The sequence below is a fragment of the Rossellomorea sp. H136 genome, from assembly GCF_056838065.1.
In genome coordinates this window covers 4,140,189-4,160,905 of the sequence record NZ_CM166371.1, presented here as the reverse complement: position 1 = coordinate 4,160,905, position 20,717 = coordinate 4,140,189, and the positions used below count along the sequence as shown (strand labels likewise).

The window sequence follows — 20,717 nt, the reverse complement described above, 5'->3', positions numbered from 1 at the left end:
AGAAGGGGTGGATTGTACATATGCATGTACCTTTAGTGTTAACGGATTTTTTAGATCGGGCAGTCGAGCAATATGGAGAAAAGGTTGCGATTATTGACGATGTGAAGCGTTTGACATATAAGCAGCTGAATGCACGTGTAAATCAACTGTCTAGAGGACTAATGGAATTCGGGATTGAAAAAGGGGACAAGGTTGCGTATCTGGCTCCGAATACAACTGAGATGCTGGAGGGGTTCTATGGAGTCTATGGTGTAGGAGGTATCATGACGCCACTTAATACTCGCTTAAAACCTGCGGATTATCAATTTATCCTGACTCATAGCGAAAGCAAGGCATTATTTGTGGATGAGGAACTTTATCCGCTGGTGCAGCCGATTTTGTCTAAGGTGCCGAATTTAAAGCATATTGTGATCCATGGTGAGTCAAGAGATGGACATCCCGGCTATGACGAGTGGCGCGGCTCTTTCAGCGACGAAGCCTTCGATCGCGTAGAACTGGAAGAAAGCGATATCGCTTCATTATTATATACAAGTGGAACGACAGGGGATCCGAAAGGAGTACTGCTCACTCACCGGTCAAACTATCTGCACGCTCTATCATCCATGCATCATTTACGGGTTTCCGATCAGGACACTTTACTTCACGTGCTGCCCATGTTCCATGTGAACGGATGGGGATCTCCTTTTTACTATACTGCCAACGGTGCGACCCAGGTGATGCTCAGAAAAGTAGACCCTGAGATGATTTTAGATAAAGTCGAGAAGCATGGCGTAACAGTTATGCATATGGCGCCGACTGTTCTGAATATGCTTCTGGAGAATTATCCGAACAGGGAGCGGACTATTGGACAAAATGTAAGGGTTGTCATTGCTGGGTCTGCCCCTCCACCGGCTTTTGTAAGAAAGGTAGAAGAGGATCTGAAATGGGAGTTCATCCAGGTGTACGGAATGACTGAAATCTCTCCACTTATCACTACGTCCATCCTGAGATCTTCAGAACAGGACCGACAAAAGGAAGAAAAGTACCGGTTAAAGGCGAAAGCCGGTTACGGTATGATAGGCAGCAAGGTGAAAGTAGTAGATGAGCTCGGAAGTGAAGTGTCCCATAATGGGAAAGCAATTGGAGAAATCGTTACCAGAACGAATACAGTGATGGAAGGATACTATAAAAATCCTGATGCCACCAATCAAGCCATTCGAGATGGATGGTTGCATACAGGTGACATGGCGACTGTGGATCAGGATGGCTTCATAGAAATTGTTGACCGGATGAAAGACGTCATCATTAGTGGGGGAGAAAACATCTCATCTATTGAAGTAGAGGGGGCTCTTTATGAGCATGATAGTGTCCTCGAAGCAGCCGTAGTAGCCATCCCCCATGAGCGTTGGGGAGAAGTGCCCCATGCAGTGGTTGTTATCAGGGAGGGCCACAGCCTAACGGAAAAGGAGCTTATCGAATTCAGCAGAGAAAAGCTCGCCCACTTCAAAGCACCTAAGAGTATTACGTTTGCAGAAGAATTACCTAAGACCGCTTCAGGAAAAATCCAAAAGGTTGTGATTCGAAAAGAATTCTGGAAGGATCATGACCGAATGGTTCATTAATGGAAGGAGGCATGTAGCAGAGATGCATGTCTTTTTCGGGTGGACAAAAGCCTTTATTTCTTAAATCCTAGAGCCCGTCGTCCCTGTTTAGGCTTCTTTAGCATAATTTATAAAAAGGAAGTTTTATCAGCATAATAAGAGGGAAAAGTAGTTTTTAAGAGTATACAAATGGAGGGCGTAAAGATGAGTTTGAATTCCCCGTTGATTCCCAATCAAAAAAACCATTGTTCAAATGAATATGGAAAGTTAAAGAAAGTGATCGTTGTTTCACCTGAAAATATGCAAATAAATGAAATCATAAATGAGACTCAAAAGCATTTCCTAGAGGAAAATATCAATATAGATAAAGCGGTTCTGCAGCATAAAAGCTTTGTTGATACGTTAGAGAAAAATGGTTCAGAGGTCATTCACCTTCAACCCACACCAGAGTTTAATGAACAAGTCTTCACAAGAGACATCGGTTTCACGATTCATGATCAGTTCTTCGTCGCATCGATGAATACCGATGTCAGGCGAGGGGAAGTGAAGACGTTGAAGAATTGGCTGGAAACGAATGAAGTGCCTTATAATGAACTTCTTCATTCCATTGAAGGAGGGGATGTGCTCGTTGATGAGCATAATATTTGGATTGGAGTGAGTGGACGTACGAACCAATTGGCCATCCAATCCTTACGAAATCAGCTCCAGCAATTTACCGTACATGAATTGCCTTTAAAAGAAGGGGTGCTTCATTTAGATTGTGTATTTACGATAATTTCAGAGGAATGGGCCCTTGTATATCCACCGGCCTTTTCTAAAGAGGATCTTGAAAAGATCAAGACACATTACAATACCATCACTGTAACCGATGAAGAGCAATTCAAAATGGGACCTAATGTATTGGCAATCGGAGAGGGGAAAATCATCAGTCTTACTCAAAATCAAGACTTGAATGAACGAATCAGATCGAATGGTTTTGAAGTGATTGAACTGGATTTATCCGAAATCATCAAGTCAGGCGGATCATTCCGTTGTTGTACGCTTCCTATGGTTAGAGAGTAGACGAGGTATTATTGACTATGAGATGAATAGATTCATTAAACAAAAACAGGTGACTTTTCACCTGTTTTTCTCCATTTACATAAGCTTTACACCCCTGTATTCCTTTTGCAAATGACTCTTCATATTTCCCCTTTATCCTACATATGTAGTCGAAATTACAGGAGGTAGGGAAAAAAATGAAGAAATCAATGAAGAAGATTCTTCCGTTAGCGGTTGTTTCAACATTAGCTCTTGGAAGTGTAATAGGGATGAATCAGGACAGTTCTGGCGCACAAGCGAAGAAATCCAAGAATGATAAGGCTAAGAACGTTATCTTTATGATCGGTGATGGAATGGGCGTTCCTTACACAACGGCTCTTCGCTATATGAACGACAATCCAGAAACAGTTGAAATGGAAAAAACGGCATTTGATCCTTACCTTGTCGGATTACAATCCACTTATCCAGAGGATGAGAAAGAAAACGTAACAGACTCAGCAGCAGCTGCGACGGCGATGAGCGGTGGAGTCAAAACATATAATAATGCGATAGCAGTCGATAATGATAAAACCGATGTTAAAACCGTATTAGAACAGGCGAAAGAAAACGGTATGTCTACTGGGATTGTAGCTACATCAGAAATCACCCATGCGACTCCAGCATCTTATGGAGCACATGAAGAGCAGCGTAAAAGTGAAAATGCCATTGCGGATGATTACTATGATGAAATGATTAACGGTGAACATAAGATTGACGTCATGCTTGGCGGAGGGACGGACTTCTTCGAACGTGATGACCGAAACCTTGCTGAGCAGTTCCAGAAAGATGGATATAGCTATGTGAAATCTGCTAAAGAACTAAAAAAAGACGACAACAAGCAAATTCTTGGTCTTTTCTCTGAAGTTGGAATGGACAAGATGATTGACCGTGATAAAGAACAACCAAGCTTAGCTGATATGACGACAGCTGCACTCGACCGTTTAAAAGATGACAAAGACGGATTCTTCCTAATGGTGGAAGGAAGTCAAATCGACTGGGCTGGTCACGATAATGATGTAGTCGGGGCTATGAGTGAAATGAGAGACTTTGAGAAGGCACTTGAAGAAGTAAGGGATTTTGCGAAAGAAAATGGTGAAACATTGGTAGTTGTTACAGCAGATCATTCTACAGGGGGAATCTCGATTGGTGCAGACGGTGAGTATAATTGGGATCCGGCACCGATTCAAGCTGCAAAACGCACCCCTGACTTTATGGCAGAACAAATTGTAAAAGGTGCTTCAGTGGAAGAAACATTAGCTGATAATATAGACCTTGAGTTAACGGAAGAGGAAATTGCTTCTGTGAAAGCAGCAGCAGAAGAAGGCGATCAAACCGAAATCGATAATGCCATCGAGAAAATCTTCGACAAACGTTCAGGTACTGGCTGGACAACGGATGGACACACAGGAGATGACGTTCCTGTGTACGCATTTGGTCCACAAAAAGAGAAATTCTCCGGTATGATCGATAACACAGATCAAGCGAAAATGATCTTTGAATTATTGAAAAATAAAGGGAAAATCAAAGAAAAAAAATAAGCTTAATTTAGATTAGACCATGCTTGCCCCTCCTTTTTAGGGTGGACTGCATGGTCTTTTCTTCCATTATACTTCTTCTAAATCTGAAACACTTACTTCAGAACGTTCTTCTAACGGTCCGCGAAGATGAACAACGGCTGTTTTTCCATCATCATTAACAGAGTCAATCCATACGGACGCATCTTTATATTTTACTTCAATATCAGCTGAAGAAGATAAAATTTGTTTTACTCGATTAGAATCCATTCCTCATTTCCTCCTTATATTCTATTTTCATTGGTTAGTGTGTCCTTTTTTTAGAGAAAAATTATAACTAACAAAAACCCGCCCGATCTTCCATCGGACAGGTTTTTGTTAGTTCGTTTTATTACGCTGGTCTTTATTATGTTTATTTCCCTTACTGTTGTCTCCACTCGTGATTTCAGTAGCAAACTCCGTCGTTCCACGCTTAGGTGAATTTTGATTTTCACTGCCTTTGTTGTTCTTTTTCGTCATATCATTTCCTCCATTCTACTCGATTCATTAGTAGTTTTTGAAGTTTAACAAAAGTTATGCACAATTAGAAATGTTAAAGAAAGATTAAAAAATAATTTAGCATAGTTTTTTGGGACAAGAATAAGTTATAATATAAAGCGAAATGATTACGATTAAAAATGTAAACTTAAGAAAGGAAACTTAAATGGATGAATTCTTTAAGGAGTTTTAATCAAGAGATGACAGGGATACTATTATTCATGTTATTTATTGTTCTTTTTTTAGCTGGAGATTGGGTGAAAGATTATATACCGGACGAGTTTCTAACTTCTTCAATGGTGAATGTTATAACGATTTTCCTGAGTATCTTGTTAGAAGCGATCCCTTTTATCTTAATTGGTGTCTTCGCATCCGCACTTATTCAAGTATTTGTTTCTGAGAGTCTATTACAAAGAATCATCCCGAAGAGGTTTCCTTACCTGGCACTGTTTCCTGCAGCTGTAGTTGGAGCATTGCTTCCTGTTTGTGAGTGTGCCATTGTACCGGTGGCAAGGAGGCTGATTAAGAAAGGAATGCCTGCTCATCTTGCGATTGTCGTCATGGTAACGGCACCCATTTTAAATCCGATTGTATTCGCTTCTACTTATTATGCGTTCCAAAATAATATGACGGTTGTCTTTGGAAGAATGGGAATTGCTTTAGTAGCTGCATTGATCATTGGGGCACTATTGTACAGATTTTACGGAAAAAGAAATCCGCTTATACAGAAAGAACATGATCACACGCATCATCACGATCACTCTTCCAATAAACTAATGCAAACGATTGTACATGCCAGTGATGAATTTTTTGACATGGGTAAATACCTTATTATCGGAGCATTCGTTGCAGCAGGATTTCAGACATATCTTGATAGAGAACTGTTAGTGGGGATAGGGACGAATGAGGTACTGGCTCCGGCAGTCATGATGGGGTTTGCCTATATTATTTCTTTATGCTCGGAGGCTGATGCATTCGTGGCATCGTCATTCGGCAGTATATTTTCTGCTTCGTCCATATTGGCATTTCTAGTATATGGTCCTATGATTGATTTCAAGAATACTTTATTGATGCTTGCATACTTTAATAAAAAATTTGTACTGATCTTTATTGGGGTCGTGACGATTGTTGTGTATACATGCACATTGATATTCCAATTATTTGTATAAAGGAGGCGAGAGGTATGAAACCATCCATACAATTCCATACATTCATCCGGGGAATCATCTTAATCGGATATGCCCTGTTGGTGTTGAAACTATTCTTAACGTTTAATCTGCAAAACTTTGTTGCACCCAAAATGCATGGATACATGTATTTCGCTCTAGGGGTTTTCATTCTCCTGGGGGCGATCCAAATCATCCGGGGTACATCTTCAGCTTCTGCAAAAGAACACCATTGTGATTGTGAAGGTCATGAACTGCCGAAAGGCTTCATCAGGTCCAGCATGGTATATGCCCTATTTATTTTTCCAATTGTGGTTGGGTTCCTGCTGCCGGATAACTTATTAGATAGTTCCGTAGCAGCTAAAAGAGGGGTGAAAGTAGGGAATAGTCTATTTTCAACGCCGCCATCCAGTGAACAAAAAGGGTTAGATCAAAATGAGAGCTCTGGGAAAAGTTCCACTGAAACTGAGCCCACCCTTGATCCGTATGGTGAGTTTCCTGTGGAAAAGGATTTCGACAAGTTGAAAGAAATCGTAAATAAAAGAGAAAAAATAATCGTAAGAGATGAACAATATATTCAGACATTAAGTATTGTAGACGAAAAGCTGGACGATTTCGTTGGAAAAGAAATTCAGCTTACAGGTTTTGTGTATAAAGATGAAGGATTTGCAGAAGATGAAATGGTGATTTCCCGCTTTACCGTTACTTGCTGCGTAGCAGATGCTTCTGTTTATGGATTGTTGGCACGTGATTCAGAACTGAGTAAACTTGAACCCGATACGTGGATTAACGTAAGTGGCGTAATCGATAAAGTGGATTTCAATGGTCAGGAAATGCCGGTTCTAAAAAATCCCGTGTTTGAAGTAATAGAGCCGCCTGCTAATCCATATGTAGAGGAGTTCTATATTAAAATTGAATAAATTAAAAAAATCCTTACTTTTATGTAAGTGAGGGTTTTTTTATAAAATACAAATCATGATCATTTCGATTAATGGACAGGGAAGTAATAGAGATATTAGATGCTTTTACGGTGGAAGGATCATAGACGAATAAAAGCCAGGCGCTTGAATAAACGCGCCTGGCTTTTATCATTTGTTTTCTAGTGCTTTCTTGATTGTTTGAATGTTTTTTACATCAGAGATAGATAGTCCATATTTTCATCGATATCTTCTTCCGTTAATACGGAAAGGTTATGAACCTTAAGGGGTACTGCCTTGATTTCGTTCTGAACGATCTTTGAGATACGAGGTGTTTCATTTTGCTCGAAAATAACATACTTTATTTGATGTTCTTTTGCTGTTTCAATCAAATCTTTTAACTCCTTTTGCGAGGGGTCATCCGTAGGCATTACGTTTTACGAAAGTGGACTACTGAATATGATCAGAACATTGGTGTGTAACTTTATTCCTATATTTAACATTCCTACTGATATTTTTATTCTTCTAAACGATAATGAAGATAGGATATTGAAAGGGAGGTAAGAAATTGCATGAGAAAATGGATGGGACTCAGAAAGCGTCAGGAATACCGGGCAGGTGGTTTGTGGATGAAACAGCAGACGGGTCGGAGGGCTATCCGATTTTATTTATTCATGGGATTCATGCCTCGTCAGACACGTGGATACGAGAGAATGATCTACAGGAATTCACACGGGAAAATGGGCACCAAGCAGTTTTTATTGATTTGCATCCAGACGAAGATATGTGGAAGAATGGGCAGCTTTTAGTGGGAAAGCTTCGTGAGATTTACGACTATTTTAAGAGAAAGGTAGTGGTTGTCGGGCATAGTAAAGGAGGGATCGATGTTCAAACAGCATTGGTTCATTATGGTGCTGGACCATATATAGAGAGGGTCATCACTCTTTCGTCTCCTCATCATGGATCAGAGCTTGCAGACCTTGCTTTTAGTAAATGGGCAGGCTGGTTATCCGATGCTTTAAGAAGTAAAAATAACGCCGTGTTTTCCTTGCAAACTGGATATATGAAATCTTTCCGCACCCAGACGGACGAACTTGATCTTGCAAAAGCCACCCCATTCTATACATTCGGTGGTACAGGCTGGGGAGGGGTGAATTCTGAACTGTTTTGGGGCGGGCTATACTTAAGCCGATTTGGACAAAGTGATGGAGCGGTGCTGGTAACAAGTTCACGCCTTCCTTATGGGGATGAGGTGCGGGTCCAAGACTGGTCTCATACGACAATAAAAGAAGGCGGAGAGATTTTCCCTTATTTGAAGGAACTCTTAACAGAAGAGGTGCAAGAGTTTTCCTATGCTGCAGTGAGCGAGATTGCTAAAGATGGAGAATCATCGGTCCTACATAGAGGCGGGGTATTTGTGGGCGTTGGAGTGGAGAAGTTTTCAGTGGAGGAAGAGGTAGAGAAAATCTCTGTGGACTGGATCAGTGATCAACAGGTTACTATCTATGAGCTCATTAGTCCAAACGGGCAAGTGTATAAACAGTTCATGCTTACGGAAGATGCGACAGGCTTTTTACCGGGTGCTTATCATCATTCCATTATCATTTCAAAGCCACTTTTAGGGGAGTGGGAAATGAGGGCATATAATAGTCAAAGTGAAACATACATGCTGACCATTCTGTTTCAGGAAGGAATTAGTAAGGGGGAGAAACAGCTGGCGTGGGATGGAGAACATTTAATGGTTTCATGGAATTTATACGACAAACCTGTAAAGAAAACATATACCATTCACCATATTCCAACGAAGAGCGGGAACAAAAACCAAACCACCCTCATTACAACTGAAGATCTATCTTCTCTGCCCCTTGCTGAATTTGAAGAAGGAGTCCATAACATCACGATCGATATAGAAGGGGAAACCCAGGAGGGGAACAAATTTCAGAGAACGATTATTCAAACGGTTTATGTAGATGGAAAGGGGAATATCTATTAATTGTTTGAGGTGCCATTAAATACAAGAGGCTGGGACAAAACTAAAAAACCACGATAAAAAGACGAACAATAAAAGTGTAGGTTCTTCATACCGCTAATGATTTCCGTGAAAGACTACGCTTTCCGCGGGTAGCCCGTGAGCCTCCTCGGCAAGCCTGCGGGGTCTCACATAAGCTACTTTCCCGCAGGAGTCTTCGTCTTGCACTCCAATCAACCGCTGGAAACAGCTAAAATCAAATGATTCGAAAATAAATAATAAACCCGAACAAATCTGCCCACTAAGAAGCAGGTTTGTTCGGGTTGACTTAGGCTAAAAAACTTTTGTCCCAGCCTCTCTAAGTTATAATGCGCTTAGGAATTCTGTTACTTGCTCTGGTGTTTTGGCGTTGGCGCTATGCAGGTGCGCTATTTTTTCGCCGTTTTTGTAGACAAGCAGGCTTGGGATGCCCATGACGTCATATTTTTCGGCGATTTCAGGAAATTCGTCTTTATTGATGTCGTACCATTTATATTGACCGAACTCTTCCATGATCTCATCCATGAACATATCCATACGACGGCAGTCAGGACACCAGTCAGCGTGGAATTTCACGATCACCGGCTCTGCCGAAATAATTAAGTCTTCAAAGGTTTCTTTGTTTTTGATTGATTGCATGTTGATAACCTCCCTTTTTCATTATTTTATACAAAACATCAATCAATTGTAAAACGAATCATTTTTCGTCTGAACGTGTACATGTTAATATGAGAATACAATTTGAATGAAAAAGGTGACATTTATGCAACCGATTAACGTTGGATTAGTAGGATACGGTTTTTCTGGACAAAGCTTTCATCGCCCGTTACTTTCCCACTTGGAGGAATTTCATATCGAAGCGGTGCTTTCTTCTGATGAAGAGAAAGTGCTGAAAGACATTGAGGGTGCGACTGTGGTTTCATCCCTTGACGATTTACTTCAACAAGACATTGAATTAGTTGTGATTACAACTCCCAACCATCTTCACTACTCCATGATTAAGCAGTCATTACTTGCTGACAAACATGTAGTGGTAGAGAAGCCATTTGTGACGAATAGTGTGGAAGGGGAAGAACTGTTAGCTTTAGCGAAAGAGAGGGGCTTGCATCTTACCGTATTCCATAATCGCCGATGGGATGCTGACTTCTTAACCATTCAAGAGTTACTTGCAGAAGATGCTTTAGGACAAGTCTATACATATGAAGCTCACTTTGATCGTTTCCGCCCGACTATTAAAGATCGTTGGAAAGAAAATAAAATGGAGGGAGCCGGCGTGTTATATGATTTGGGTTCCCACCTTCTTGATCAAGCACTCACCCTGTTTGGTACACCAAAATGGGTGCAGGCAGATGTGTTCCCGCAAAGGAATCCGGAAAAAGCGGAAGACTATTTCCATATTACACTGGGTTATGACATATTGAGAGTGCAACTGTACTCCCGTTCTATTGTCCTTGATCCAGGACCTCGCTATCAGGTTCATGGATTAAAAGGAAGCTACGTGAAGCATGGAATGGATCGTCAGGAAGATGATTTGAAAGCAGGGAAAAACCCACATGATGAAGAGTGGGGATTGGAAGATGAAGAAAACTGGGGTACACTGACAACCCTATCTGGTGATGAAGTGACCTCAGAAATCATTCCTTCTGAAAAGGGGGATTATACCCAGTTCTATCTGGGGATATATGAAACCTTAAGGGGAAACAAACCTCTTCTGGTAAAACCGGAGGATGCATTACACGTGATAAAAATCATAGAAGCATGTAAACAAAGTGCAGAGAGCAAACGAGTTGTTCATCTGAAATAGAGTAGAAGGGCTCCCCACAATAGGGAGCCTTTCTTTATAGAGGCTATTCTACTGTACCAGCTTCTAAGATCTGAACTTTTGCGTCCAAATTGAATTTCACACGGGGATAAATGCTTTCTTTCCATTCTTTAATATCAAATCCACGTACCCCGTGCTTTTGATTTTGACCGATGCCGACAGGATCGATGCCTAATTCCTGAAACTCCTTCAGCATGGCTAAGCATTTTTCTTCAATATCTTTTTCCATTTTTTTCTCAACTTCCACTACTTTATCAGGAGTCAATTTTTTTCCTGTGTACTCTCTGACAATCCCTCTGATCTTAATTTTCATCGTGACTTCAACGGGGTCTGTTTTGTGTCTTATAATGATCTTGTGCTTGGAACTCAGGCTTGTCACTGAAGCCTCAACGTTTTTCTCTGCTTTATCAGGCTTTTTCCCTAATTTAACGATATGATGTCCCTCTGCCAGTTTATCTACCAACAACTTAAAGAAAAACATATCGTCAGCAGGAATCTTTTTAACCATTTTATCTTTTTTAAAGAGTGCAACACCTGTAATCGCTATACTTTCATTAGAAAGCTGCTTCAATATAGGGAGATAGGCTGTTTGTCCTTCTTGGAAATAATTAAAAAGAAATAAATGTAAATTTGTTTCCGGTAACTCTCTTCGGTTAATGTTGTGTGTAATCAGGTTAGAAATATACGTTCCATTGCCCCTTAAGCCATAATTCCCTTTGAGCAGTTCACCTGCTTCTCCTTCTACTATCGTTACATATAGCCTTGCCCCAACACTCGCGTCTCTTTGCAGGGAATCTCCGATATCGATGATTCCTTTCTTTGCTAGTTTTTCTCCTATCAACACGACATCCAAGCTTCCTCTTACAAGGGGCTGTTGAGCCTTCCTTGCCAATTTTTCAAGTACTTCTCGTGTAGAAGATGCCTCAGCAGAAAGTGTTCCATTCTGGATTGACTTATCGGATAAGTAGATAGGAAAGAGTGATGTACCTCTTATTATATTTTCATCAACATAATCATAGGCTTTTCCGGTTTCAACATACAAATCGTCGAGAATTTCCTTTTCTACACATCCCGATAGGAGCAAAGAACAAATGAGTAAAATGATCAAAGAAAGTTGTTTCATTGTTTTTGTCTCACCTTCTTCATGATAGTCACCAGTACTAAGAGAGCAGGTATATATATAAAGTTGAAATAAAAACCGATTTCTCCTGAAAGCGTATTCAAGAAATTAATCTGTTTACGATCAGTGATAAAAGTTAAGGTGCATAAACAGAGAATACAAATGATGATCAAGGCATGACGATGTCTCAAAGGAGTCATTCGCTTAATGGTCCTGCTGGCACACCAGAGAGTTATGCACGCGTTGGGCAGAATCACTAAGCACCAATTTGCGATTCCGATATATTCAAAACGTTCAACAAAGGGCATTTCTACGATCTTCCACATAGAAAGTGTGGCCCAAACGGTCTTTTCTAATTGCTTTTGACTGAAAAATGCAAAAGAAATGATGGCGATTATTGTGTATATGGTTGATGTTGTAAATAGCCCCCAATGAGCATATTTTTGAGACTTTCTCGCGTCTTTAATATAAGGATAGAGCATCAGTATGGATTCGTATCCCAGATAAGTAAGTGACATATTTTTTGTTGAGATTAAGAGATCTTTGATGCTGTGATCAAATACCGGTAAAATGTTTCTGAAATCTGCGTATTTAAATGTAAACGCAAAGGTTAAGAGCAAATAACTCGGCAGGATCGTTCCAAAAAAAGCAGCCCCTGCGATCGTACGAACCCCGCCATTTACGATATAGTACACAATTATCAGGAAGAAAAAGGAAAATATAAAGGTGCTTAATCGCGGATACATCCATACTTGCAATACCTCGATATATGTTCTCAAAATTGTTACCACCAGCAAACTAAAATAGAGGGCAAATAATAAGTTGAAAATATTCCCAATCCATTTTCCGAAAGCCAAGGTATGAGCAGATACAAGGTCCCCTCCAGATTTATCTAAAATAAGGTACATAAAGAACATGAGAATATGAGTGAAAATTCCTGCCAGGATGACAGAAATCCATCCATCATATCCCGCATTCATCGAAATGATTCGTTGGAACCCCAGAATACCTGCCCCGACTTGAATGGAATGTATGAGAAAGAATACAAGGAAAGGGGATATTTTTCTTCTTTCTGGAATGGTTTGCATCTGATCACCTCCGACCTTTACTCGTCGATATCTAGCTTTTTCTTTCCTTCAGATGGACGGAATCTGAAGGGTTTCTTCGTTCTTAAAAATTCTGGACGTCCAGCTTGTTTACTAAAAGGGAAACGGATCAGAGCGTCTTTCAGATCCTTCATTCTCGGTGGATAGAGAGGCTCCAAGAATGGTCTTCCCAAGGAGGTTAACTGTAATAAATGTCCCATTAGTAAACAGAAACAGAAAACAATGCCTACTAATCCCCATAGTTGTGCGAACAACAAGAAGGGGAATCGGAGCAAACGGATCGTATTACCCATGCGGTACACGGGAGTCGTAAAGGAAGCAAGGGCAGCAAGGGCAACTAAAATGAGCAATACGTTACTTGTAATCCCTGCCTCAACAGACGCGGTCCCGATTACGATCCCTCCAACGATACCGATCGTTTGACCAACCTTGGTTGGAAGTCGGGCTCCTGCCTCACGCAATAATTCAATCGTTAATTCGAGAAATAACGCTTCTAATATAGGAGGCAAAGGAATTTCTTGTCTGGAAGTCACAAGTGTGGCCATTAAATCCTTTGGAATGAGTTCATAATGATACGTAAGCGCAGCAACGTAAATCGGTGTAATCAAAATCGAAAATCCTACTGCAAAAACACGCACTAGACGGAGGAATGAGGCAATGAAGTAATTCAAGAAATAATCCTCATATGCATTAAAAAACTCGACGAGAGTAGTCGGTCCGATCAAGGCATGCGGAGAACCGTCTACCATAACGGCGACTTTTCCCTCCACCAGTACAGAAGCGACACGATCCGGACGTTCTGAATCCAATAGCTGGGGGAAAGGGGAATTGCTATTATCGGCAATGAGCTGTTCAATAAATGAACTATCCATGATTTGATCAATATCCACGGCTCGTAAACGTTGACGCATCGTATTTACATTTGCTTCATCCACTAATCCATCAAGATAGACTAGGGCGATCCTCGTGTGAGTCAGTTTTCCAATATTGAATTCCTCCACCAGCAGTTCTTTAATAGGAAGTCTCTTACGGAGAAGATTCAGGTTGTCACTGAGTGATTCCACAAAGGCCTCTTTTGGACCAACCACACTGAACTCCACTTCCGGTTGGGAAACCTTTCTCCCCATTTCATTCTTCGTAGCGATGAAGGCGAATTTTCGGTTGGAGGCATCCATCGTTAACAAGGTATACCCGTTAAAAAGCTTTTGTTCAATTTGAGCTTCATCTTTGGATATCTCTATATCCAGTACAGGAACCAATGTCTTTAAATCATCAAATGTATGAAAGTCTTTTGAAAGTAAGGAGGGAAGAACATCTTCCTGCAGAATCTTCCCATCAATCAGAGTGGTAATGAAATGCAAACTGAATTTGGCCCCTGTATGAGGGTTTTGATAAAAAGCTTGTTTATAGTCAGCCGATTTCTCAGCTTCCTGCTTAAAGTTTTCATAGGTCTGTTTGTTCTTCGTGTCATCGGTTTTTTTCTTGTTCTTAAAGAATGGAAACATACTTATCCCTCATGTTCGATGTTTGGTCTATCCTGTAGTGTTTCCGAAAATAGGAGAATTATGAAAAAGGATGGGGGAAGTGGGAAAAAAAGTTAAGATCTGTTGATTGATAAGAGGGGATGAGTTCGAGGTGGATCAATCCGAGTTGGGAATGAAATAAAAAAGACTGGAGAAGGGAGATCCCTTTTCCAGTCTCATATCGTTATTCCTGCTCCAGGAAAAACTTCTCGATATCATCAAGCATCGCATTTGCTGCCACAACACCACCTGCAGTGTTCCAAATAGCATCACTTACTTCATATACCTTGTCTTGTTTTGCTACTTCAAGGTTTTGGAATAGAGGATCGTTCAGCCACTCTTCAGCAAGCTTGTTCGCTTCTCCATCGCCAGTTTCATATGTGAAGTAGAATAATACATCTCCATCCATCGCCGGGATGCGCTCTTTTGTCACACCTGTTTCAGCGAAGTCATCAACATCCTGACCTTCAGGACGGGCGAATCCTAATTGATCCAGGATCACACCTGAGAATGAGTCTTTATGATAGATACGTACGTCACCTGCTAAAAAGCGGACCATAGAAACTTCTTGGTTTAATTTGTCTCCAAGCTTACCTTTAATATCTGCAATTCGCTGGTCATACTCAGCTAATACTTCTTGACCTTTTTCTTCTTTGTTAAGTGCTTTAGCGTATAATTCAAAGTTCTCTTTCCAGTTACCGCGTAAAGTTTCAGCCATAACTGTTGGAGCGATGTCTTTCAGCTGATTGAATTGTTCTTCTTGACGCATTTTGTTCCCGATAATAAGATCCGGTTGAAGTTTTGCAATGGCTTCCATGTTTAATTCGCTTTCAGTTCCTACTACCTCCACGTCTTTCATATCGTCGGCAATATGATCGTACCATGGATCACCTGTCCAGGATTGTACGGCACCAACAGGGGTCACGTCCATAGAGAGAAGAGCCTCTGTTCCTTCATTTGTAAGGATGACTACCTTCTTAGGAGTTCCTTCGATTTCAGTCGTACCCATTGCATGTTCCACTGTATAGGTTTCATCTTTTTTATCATCGTCCCCTGCAGAACCTTCTTTTTCTTCTTCTTTATTACCGCAAGCAGCTAAAAATAGAAGTGAAGCGATAAGTAATAAAGATAATAAACTTCTTAATTTCATATGTATGAATCCTCCTGAAAATAATATATGGTTGATAATGATTATCAATTACACTTTTTATATTAGATGAGAAGGTTTTCATTGTCAACACTTAAATGATAATGATTTTCAAAATCATTGACGGTTGTTTCATTCTTCTTTAAAATAGTAATGAAAGAAAAAAACGTGAACATTAATAGATTTTCCTTTCCTTATTGAATTCCAATTAGGGATAGAAAGGTTAACAAATAATGAAAACTCAAAAACAATTTCTTCTGTTTATTGGAACCATTCTTATTCTCATAGTGTGTATAGGAATCAGCATTGTCTACGGGTATACGGATACGTCGTGGAGAATAGCACTTGAAGCGTTTACCAACCCGGATGGATCGACTGAGCATATCGTGCTCCAGACAATCCGCTTACCGAGGGCGCTTATTGCTGCGACAGTAGGGGCGTCCCTCGCAATTTCAGGAGTCCTGATGCAAACCTTGACCAAGAATCCGTTAGCATCTCCCGGTATTTTCGGGATTAATGCCGGTGGTGCCTTTATGGTAGTAGTGGCAGTTACGTTATTTGGTGTAACCAATCTTCAATCCTTTACGTGGCTTGCGTTTCTAGGAGCAGGACTGGCTGCCGTCGGAGTATATGTCATCAGCTCCGTCGGGAATAACGGCTTGACTCCCATGAAGCTGACGTTAGCAGGGGCTGCCATAACGGCAATGTTCTCTTCATTTACACAGGGTTTGCTTGTACTGAATGAAGCAGCGTTAGAGCAGGTTTTGTTCTGGCTTGCAGGATCTGTTCAAGGAAGAAGCCTTGCCATATTAACCGGAGTATTTCCTTATGTCGTGGTGGGCTGGATCCTTGCGCTCATGTTGGCAGGAAAAATGAATATACTTGCCATGGGAGAAGATGTTGCCAAAGGGTTGGGACTTAAAACAGCCTTGATCAAATTTATCGCATTACTTGTGGTCGTGCTCCTGGCAGGAGGTTCCGTAGCCATTGCAGGACCAATAGGATTTATCGGGATTATCATCCCCCATCTTGCGAGAAAAATCATCGGGGTGGATCATCGCTGGTTGATCCCTTACTCAGGATTACTCGGAGCGATTTTACTATTGGCCGCTGACATTGGAGCCCGTTACATCATCATGCCCCAGGAGGTGCCGGTTGGTGTTATGACAGCTATTATTGGTGCGCCATTCTTCGTGTACGTTGCAAGGAAGGGGTTTTAACCGATGAATAAGTTTATTGGGAAACGCTGGCTTCAGGACCGGGTTTCTATGCTCGTTGATATATCTGCAATGAAAAAAATCATGATATTAGGCGTCATCACTCTACTCGTCCTTATTATGAGTACGGGAATAGGTGACATGAAAATAGCACCCTGGAAGGTCGTAAGCGTCTTCTTTGGAGGCGGAACAAGTTTAGAACAGCTTGTTGTTACATCATTTCGTCTTCCAAGGATTATCATTGCTCTGCTCGCCGGGATGGCATTGGCCGTTGCAGGCGGGATTTTGCAAGGAATGATCCGAAACCCGTTGGCGTCCCCGGACATAATCGGGATCACCGGAGGGGCGGGTGCGGCGGTTGTCACTTTCCTGACCCTTTTCAGTAATGATGATAATACCTTGATGGTCAGTATAAAATGGATGCCTGTTGCAGCATTTATCGGTGCAGCTGTCATTGCCTTTTTAGTCTATTTCTTGGCATGGAGAAAAGGTGTATCCCCAGTCAGGCTCGTATTGATCGGAATCGGGATATCAGCTTTGACACAAGCATTGACTACATTGCTTATGATCCTAGGACCTATATATAGAGCGAGTCAAGCTAATATTTGGATTACAGGTACCGTTAACGGATCCGACTGGCAGGATGTGTGGATTCTGCTTCCATGGAGCCTGATTTTTATATTGTTGAGCTTTTTTATCACCCGTCAATTGAATATCCAGGAACTTGGGGAAGAAATCGCTACAAGTGTTGGAGGGAACGTTCAGAGACAACGCTTTTTACTTCTGCTTATGTCAACGGCTTTAGTGGGTGGAGCGGTTGCCTTCGCAGGGGGGATCGGCTTTGTGGGTCTGATGGCTCCCCATATGGCAAGACGAATGGTAGGATCATCTTTCGGTGCATTACTTCCCACAGCTGCCTTTATTGGTGGTATTCTCGTGATGGTGGCAGACCTGATAGGCCGAACGTTATTCCTTCCATTGGAAGTTCCAGCCGGTGTATTTACCGCAGCGATCGGAGCACCTTATTTTATCTATCTATTATTTAAAACACGAAATTCTTAAAGGAGTTGGCCATTAATGAGTGACATTTTACAAACGAAGGATTTAACTCTATCTTACGGGGAACGAACGATTATTGATGAACTGAATATTGACATTCCAAAAGGGGAGATTTCTGTCTTCATCGGCGGCAATGGATGCGGTAAATCCACTCTTCTCCGTTCCATTGCCAGATTACTTAAGCCGAAACAAGGTTCGGTTCTGTTGGATGGGGAAGCAATCTCTCGTTTATCAACGAAAGAAGTCGCTCGTAAAATGGCCATTCTTCCTCAATCGCCAACGGCACCAGAGGGATTGACCGTCCTGCAGCTGGTAAAGCAAGGTCGGTATCCTCACCAAACATGGCTCAAGCAGTGGTCCCATAAGGATGAAGAAATTGTCCAGGATGCACTGAAGGCAACGAAGATGGAGGAGCTGCAGCACAGGAAAGTGGATGAACTTTCAGGGGGGCAGAGGCAGCGTGCATGGATTGCGCTGACTCTAGCACAAGACACCGGCATCATCCTGTTGGATGAACCCACTACTTACTTGGATATGACCCATCAAATTGAGATTCTTGATTTGTTATTTGAACTCAATGAGAAAGAAAAGCGAACCATCGTCATGGTCCTTCACGACCTTAATTTAGCCTGTCGCTATGCCCATAATATTGTCGCCATCCGTGATAAGCAAATTTATGCCCAAGGGAAGCCTGAAGATGTGATTAGCTGTGAACTCGTGAAGAATGTATTTGACATGGATTGTCAGGTGTCCCGAGATCCTTTGTTTGGAACCCCGTTATGCATTCCATTTGGTAAAGGTCGTTGCATTCTGAACGCTGTGGGTGAGACGGGATGAATGACCTCACCCGGGGGCAGTGGGACACTCTCAAGAAATATCGTTTTCATAGAGAGTGGGATCCTGCTTTTGAAGGGGAGAGGGCAAGCTTTTTCTTAGGGGAGAGTAATATGAAAGCCTATCTAACCGGCAGGCTTTCGGCAATCGGGACAGATGATCCTAAGGTAGCAGCGTCCTTATTCATGAAACGCTATGCTTTCATAGCAGCAATGGGATTAATGGCGATGACGTATTGGAATAAGAAATTAAACCTCAAGCCTGAGAACCTGATCCTGGTGGATGGGGACAAGAATGGATTATGGATGCCTCAGTTTTATTTGAAAGATGCAATCGTTACTGAATTCACTTCCACCAGGGAGAAAGAGGAATTTATTCAGTCGATCTTTCGATATCATCTTGATGGAGTGATACAGTCGTTAAAGAAAGCGACAAAGCTCTCAAATCTTATTCTTTGGGAAAATATCGCTGTCTATGTTTTCTGGATTTTCGAGAATGATGATGTTCTTTTAAACGAAGGAATGAGAGAGCACCGCGACGAACAATTCCGCCAGCTGCTGTCTGATGAAAACAGCCAATGGTTCGGACAGTATCATAAAAATCCATTGGCACGTTACTATACTGGAAAAGTAACTGTAGAAGCTGTAACGGAAAAGGTTCGTGTTCGTAAAACCTGTTGCTTCTCCTATAGAATGCAAAATGGGGAGCAGTATCGTTGTAAAACATGTCCGCAATCCTGTCGAGTGAAAAGGACATAGCTCTCACAAGGAGGTTATGATAATGAAAGAATTTCCCGAACAGTTTGATGCATTGGTAGAAAAGTACACTGAGCTTTTAGTAGGTGATACCGATTCGGATAAGAAAGAAATGGTCACCCGATACGCTCTCTACTCCTTCATCGCGAAAAACATGCCTGCACTCGTGAAACACTGGAATTCTTTATACCCTGAAGGTAAGGATGAGATGAAGCGGATCGTCGGAGAGATAAAAGAAATGAATGAAGCCCATCGTGCGGAACTGAATGAGAAAAAGAAGGAAGAATAAGTGGTTTTTATCAGGAAAGTGCCCTTTTTTGTTTGAAAGGGTGCTTTTTTTTATTTGTTTGAGATGTAGATTTACACGAATTCAATGGATTTATGACTCGTTTATTATTGACTTTTGGATACCAGGCACACCCTACGCGCACTTCCCAACAAAAAAGGCAGACCAGAGTCTGCCTTCTGACATTATTGAACCTGACCGCCATACCCATAAGGAAATTGAGAAGAATACTGCTGGTGCTGCTGATAGGACTGTTGAATCTTTTGACTGTCGGCTGCTTCAAGCTTGTACCAGCCTTTGCGGAACATTTCATTGTATAGCTCGCGTTGAGCATTTTGTGTTTCGTTAAAAATCGTCAGCAGATCTTGATAAAGCGCTTGATGACTCGCTTCGTTCAGAGCTGTACAGTAAGAAGCTGTCATGTATTTTTCGTGAGACAGCACATCCGTTATAAAGTCTCGATCATTCATCTGTGGCGTTTCCGGTACTTGTGTTTGCGGGTTTTGGATTTTTTGCTGATTCTGTTGATTCATGTAAGGGGACTCCTTTCTACATCATGTTTTGGTTTTGATTAGTCGTATTCAAATGTGCCAGTAGTTGTTGGTAGTGACGTTGATGCATCTGTCCGCATTTATCCAACTCAGCTTTAATCTCAGTATCCTGACAATGAGCTGCTGCAAAATGGCACTTCTTCATGGCATTAAGATTCCATGCAAGCATGTCATTTAAATATAAAGAATCTTTTGTTGTAAGCAATTGCGGTGGTTCCGTATAGGCTTGTTGTTGGCTTCCTTGTTGAGGTTGTTGTTGCATTTTTTTTCCTCCTTTTCAATCTTTTAATATCCTTTCCTTTGTATGATCGATAGGTAATATTACCCTGTATACGACCCCTTAAGAAAGTTTTATAATCATAGGGCAAAGGTTATTTTTCCTAATGCTCAACATGATTATTCACGTATCTACAAATTCCGATAATATTCTACTAAGAAAGTATTGAAAGTATATTCAAAACGTTTAAAAGGTGATAAAATGTTGGTAAGTATATA

General features: G+C 41.3%; 22 protein-coding genes. 12 read left to right on the top strand and 10 right to left on the bottom strand.

The window, feature by feature from the left end:
• Nucleotides 1–20 precede the first annotated feature (20 nt).
• The 3 genes from ACYH0O_RS21170 to ACYH0O_RS21160 all read left to right on the top strand — a co-directional run bounded on the left by ACYH0O_RS21170 (nucleotide 21) and on the right by ACYH0O_RS21160 (nucleotide 4,198).
• A complete protein-coding gene (locus ACYH0O_RS21170) occupies nucleotides 21–1,601 on the top strand; it encodes a long-chain-fatty-acid--CoA ligase (protein ID WP_482630209.1) in 1,581 nt (526 codons plus the stop codon).
• 183 nt (nucleotides 1,602–1,784) lie between these two features.
• Nucleotides 1,785–2,642, top strand: coding sequence for a dimethylarginine dimethylaminohydrolase family protein (locus ACYH0O_RS21165; protein WP_482630208.1), 858 nt, complete (start codon nucleotides 1,785–1,787; stop codon nucleotides 2,640–2,642).
• A gap of 176 nt (nucleotides 2,643–2,818) precedes the next feature.
• Nucleotides 2,819–4,198, top strand: coding sequence for an alkaline phosphatase (locus ACYH0O_RS21160; protein WP_482630207.1), 1,380 nt, complete (start codon nucleotides 2,819–2,821; stop codon nucleotides 4,196–4,198).
• A 66-nt stretch (nucleotides 4,199–4,264) separates the two neighbouring features.
• On the opposite strand, the gene ACYH0O_RS21155 is transcribed toward ACYH0O_RS21160, so the two are convergent.
• Both ACYH0O_RS21155 and ACYH0O_RS21150 read right to left on the bottom strand, forming a co-directional pair.
• On the bottom strand, nucleotides 4,265–4,444 hold the full coding sequence (locus tag ACYH0O_RS21155; RefSeq protein WP_149156640.1) for an H-type small acid-soluble spore protein: 180 nt from the start codon (nucleotides 4,442–4,444) through the stop codon (nucleotides 4,265–4,267).
• A gap of 108 nt (nucleotides 4,445–4,552) precedes the next feature.
• Nucleotides 4,553–4,693: a hypothetical protein gene (locus ACYH0O_RS21150; protein ID WP_482630206.1), complete on the bottom strand. Its 141-nt coding sequence runs from the start codon at nucleotides 4,691–4,693 to the stop codon at nucleotides 4,553–4,555.
• A gap of 188 nt (nucleotides 4,694–4,881) precedes the next feature.
• Here ACYH0O_RS21150 and ACYH0O_RS21145 point away from each other — a divergent pair, with 188 nt between their 5' ends.
• Together ACYH0O_RS21145 and ACYH0O_RS21140 are read left to right on the top strand one after the other, a co-directional pair.
• Entirely contained in the window at nucleotides 4,882–5,880 is a 999-nt protein-coding gene (locus tag ACYH0O_RS21145) for a permease (protein WP_482630205.1), read from the top strand.
• A gap of 14 nt (nucleotides 5,881–5,894) precedes the next feature.
• Nucleotides 5,895–6,797: a TIGR03943 family putative permease subunit gene (locus tag ACYH0O_RS21140; protein WP_482630204.1), complete on the top strand. Its 903-nt coding sequence runs from the start codon at nucleotides 5,895–5,897 to the stop codon at nucleotides 6,795–6,797.
• Nucleotides 6,798–7,006: 209 nt separating this feature from the next.
• Here ACYH0O_RS21140 and ACYH0O_RS21135 read toward each other — a convergent pair whose 3' ends face one another.
• Nucleotides 7,007–7,186, bottom strand: a complete 180-nt coding sequence (locus tag ACYH0O_RS21135; protein WP_482630203.1) for a hypothetical protein — start codon at nucleotides 7,184–7,186, stop codon at nucleotides 7,007–7,009.
• 176 nt (nucleotides 7,187–7,362) lie between these two features.
• Between ACYH0O_RS21135 and ACYH0O_RS21130 the strand changes: the two genes are divergently transcribed.
• Nucleotides 7,363–8,787 (top strand): esterase/lipase family protein, encoded by a 1,425-nt coding sequence (locus ACYH0O_RS21130; RefSeq protein WP_482630202.1) that lies wholly within the window; start codon nucleotides 7,363–7,365, stop codon nucleotides 8,785–8,787.
• Nucleotides 8,788–9,126: 339 nt separating this feature from the next.
• On the opposite strand, the gene ACYH0O_RS21125 is transcribed toward ACYH0O_RS21130, so the two are convergent.
• Nucleotides 9,127–9,441, bottom strand: a complete 315-nt coding sequence (locus tag ACYH0O_RS21125) for a thioredoxin family protein (RefSeq protein WP_482630201.1) — start codon at nucleotides 9,439–9,441, stop codon at nucleotides 9,127–9,129.
• Nucleotides 9,442–9,565: 124 nt separating this feature from the next.
• Between ACYH0O_RS21125 and ACYH0O_RS21120 the strand changes: the two genes are divergently transcribed.
• Nucleotides 9,566–10,606 carry an oxidoreductase gene (locus ACYH0O_RS21120; RefSeq protein WP_482630200.1) on the top strand — a complete coding sequence of 347 codons (1,041 nt, stop codon included), beginning with the start codon at nucleotides 9,566–9,568 and terminating at the stop codon, nucleotides 10,604–10,606.
• Nucleotides 10,607–10,649: 43 nt separating this feature from the next.
• On the opposite strand, the gene ACYH0O_RS21115 is transcribed toward ACYH0O_RS21120, so the two are convergent.
• From ACYH0O_RS21115 to ACYH0O_RS21100, 4 genes are all read right to left on the bottom strand, one after another.
• Nucleotides 10,650–11,747: a Ger(x)C family spore germination protein gene (locus tag ACYH0O_RS21115; RefSeq protein WP_482630199.1), complete on the bottom strand. Its 1,098-nt coding sequence runs from the start codon at nucleotides 11,745–11,747 to the stop codon at nucleotides 10,650–10,652.
• Complete coding sequence (locus ACYH0O_RS21110) at nucleotides 11,744–12,832, bottom strand: GerAB/ArcD/ProY family transporter (protein WP_482630198.1); 1,089 nt, start codon at nucleotides 12,830–12,832, stop codon at nucleotides 11,744–11,746. The genes ACYH0O_RS21115 and ACYH0O_RS21110 overlap by 4 nt, the downstream gene beginning before the upstream one ends.
• Nucleotides 12,833–12,849: 17 nt before the next feature.
• Nucleotides 12,850–14,355 (bottom strand): spore germination protein, encoded by a 1,506-nt coding sequence (locus tag ACYH0O_RS21105; RefSeq protein WP_482630197.1) that lies wholly within the window; start codon nucleotides 14,353–14,355, stop codon nucleotides 12,850–12,852.
• A gap of 202 nt (nucleotides 14,356–14,557) precedes the next feature.
• Nucleotides 14,558–15,523: an ABC transporter substrate-binding protein gene (locus tag ACYH0O_RS21100; RefSeq protein ID WP_482630196.1), complete on the bottom strand. Its 966-nt coding sequence runs from the start codon at nucleotides 15,521–15,523 to the stop codon at nucleotides 14,558–14,560.
• Between the two features lie 230 nt (nucleotides 15,524–15,753).
• On the opposite strand from ACYH0O_RS21100, the gene ACYH0O_RS21095 reads away from it, so the two are divergent.
• The 5 genes from ACYH0O_RS21095 to ACYH0O_RS21075 all read left to right on the top strand — a co-directional run bounded on the left by ACYH0O_RS21095 (nucleotide 15,754) and on the right by ACYH0O_RS21075 (nucleotide 19,674).
• On the top strand, nucleotides 15,754–16,740 hold the full coding sequence (locus ACYH0O_RS21095) for a FecCD family ABC transporter permease (protein WP_482630195.1): 987 nt from the start codon (nucleotides 15,754–15,756) through the stop codon (nucleotides 16,738–16,740).
• Nucleotides 16,741–16,743: 3 nt separating this feature from the next.
• Nucleotides 16,744–17,799 (top strand): FecCD family ABC transporter permease, encoded by a 1,056-nt coding sequence (locus tag ACYH0O_RS21090; protein ID WP_482630194.1) that lies wholly within the window; start codon nucleotides 16,744–16,746, stop codon nucleotides 17,797–17,799.
• A 15-nt stretch (nucleotides 17,800–17,814) separates the two neighbouring features.
• Nucleotides 17,815–18,633, top strand: coding sequence for an ABC transporter ATP-binding protein (locus ACYH0O_RS21085; protein ID WP_149156652.1), 819 nt, complete (start codon nucleotides 17,815–17,817; stop codon nucleotides 18,631–18,633).
• A gap of 110 nt (nucleotides 18,634–18,743) precedes the next feature.
• A complete protein-coding gene (locus ACYH0O_RS21080) occupies nucleotides 18,744–19,388 on the top strand; it encodes an IucA/IucC family C-terminal-domain containing protein (protein WP_482630193.1) in 645 nt (214 codons plus the stop codon).
• A gap of 19 nt (nucleotides 19,389–19,407) precedes the next feature.
• A complete protein-coding gene (locus ACYH0O_RS21075; RefSeq protein ID WP_482632632.1) occupies nucleotides 19,408–19,674 on the top strand; it encodes a DUF2573 family protein in 267 nt (88 codons plus the stop codon).
• Between the two features lie 182 nt (nucleotides 19,675–19,856).
• Here ACYH0O_RS21075 and ACYH0O_RS21070 read toward each other — a convergent pair whose 3' ends face one another.
• Together ACYH0O_RS21070 and ACYH0O_RS21065 are read right to left on the bottom strand one after the other, a co-directional pair.
• The gene (locus ACYH0O_RS21070) at nucleotides 19,857–20,204 is read right to left on the bottom strand and encodes a spore coat protein (protein ID WP_148970081.1); all 348 of its coding nucleotides are present in this window, start codon (nucleotides 20,202–20,204) and stop codon (nucleotides 19,857–19,859) included.
• A 16-nt stretch (nucleotides 20,205–20,220) separates the two neighbouring features.
• Entirely contained in the window at nucleotides 20,221–20,484 is a 264-nt protein-coding gene (locus tag ACYH0O_RS21065) for a hypothetical protein (protein ID WP_149156654.1), read from the bottom strand.
• Nucleotides 20,485–20,717: the final 233 nt, after the last annotated feature.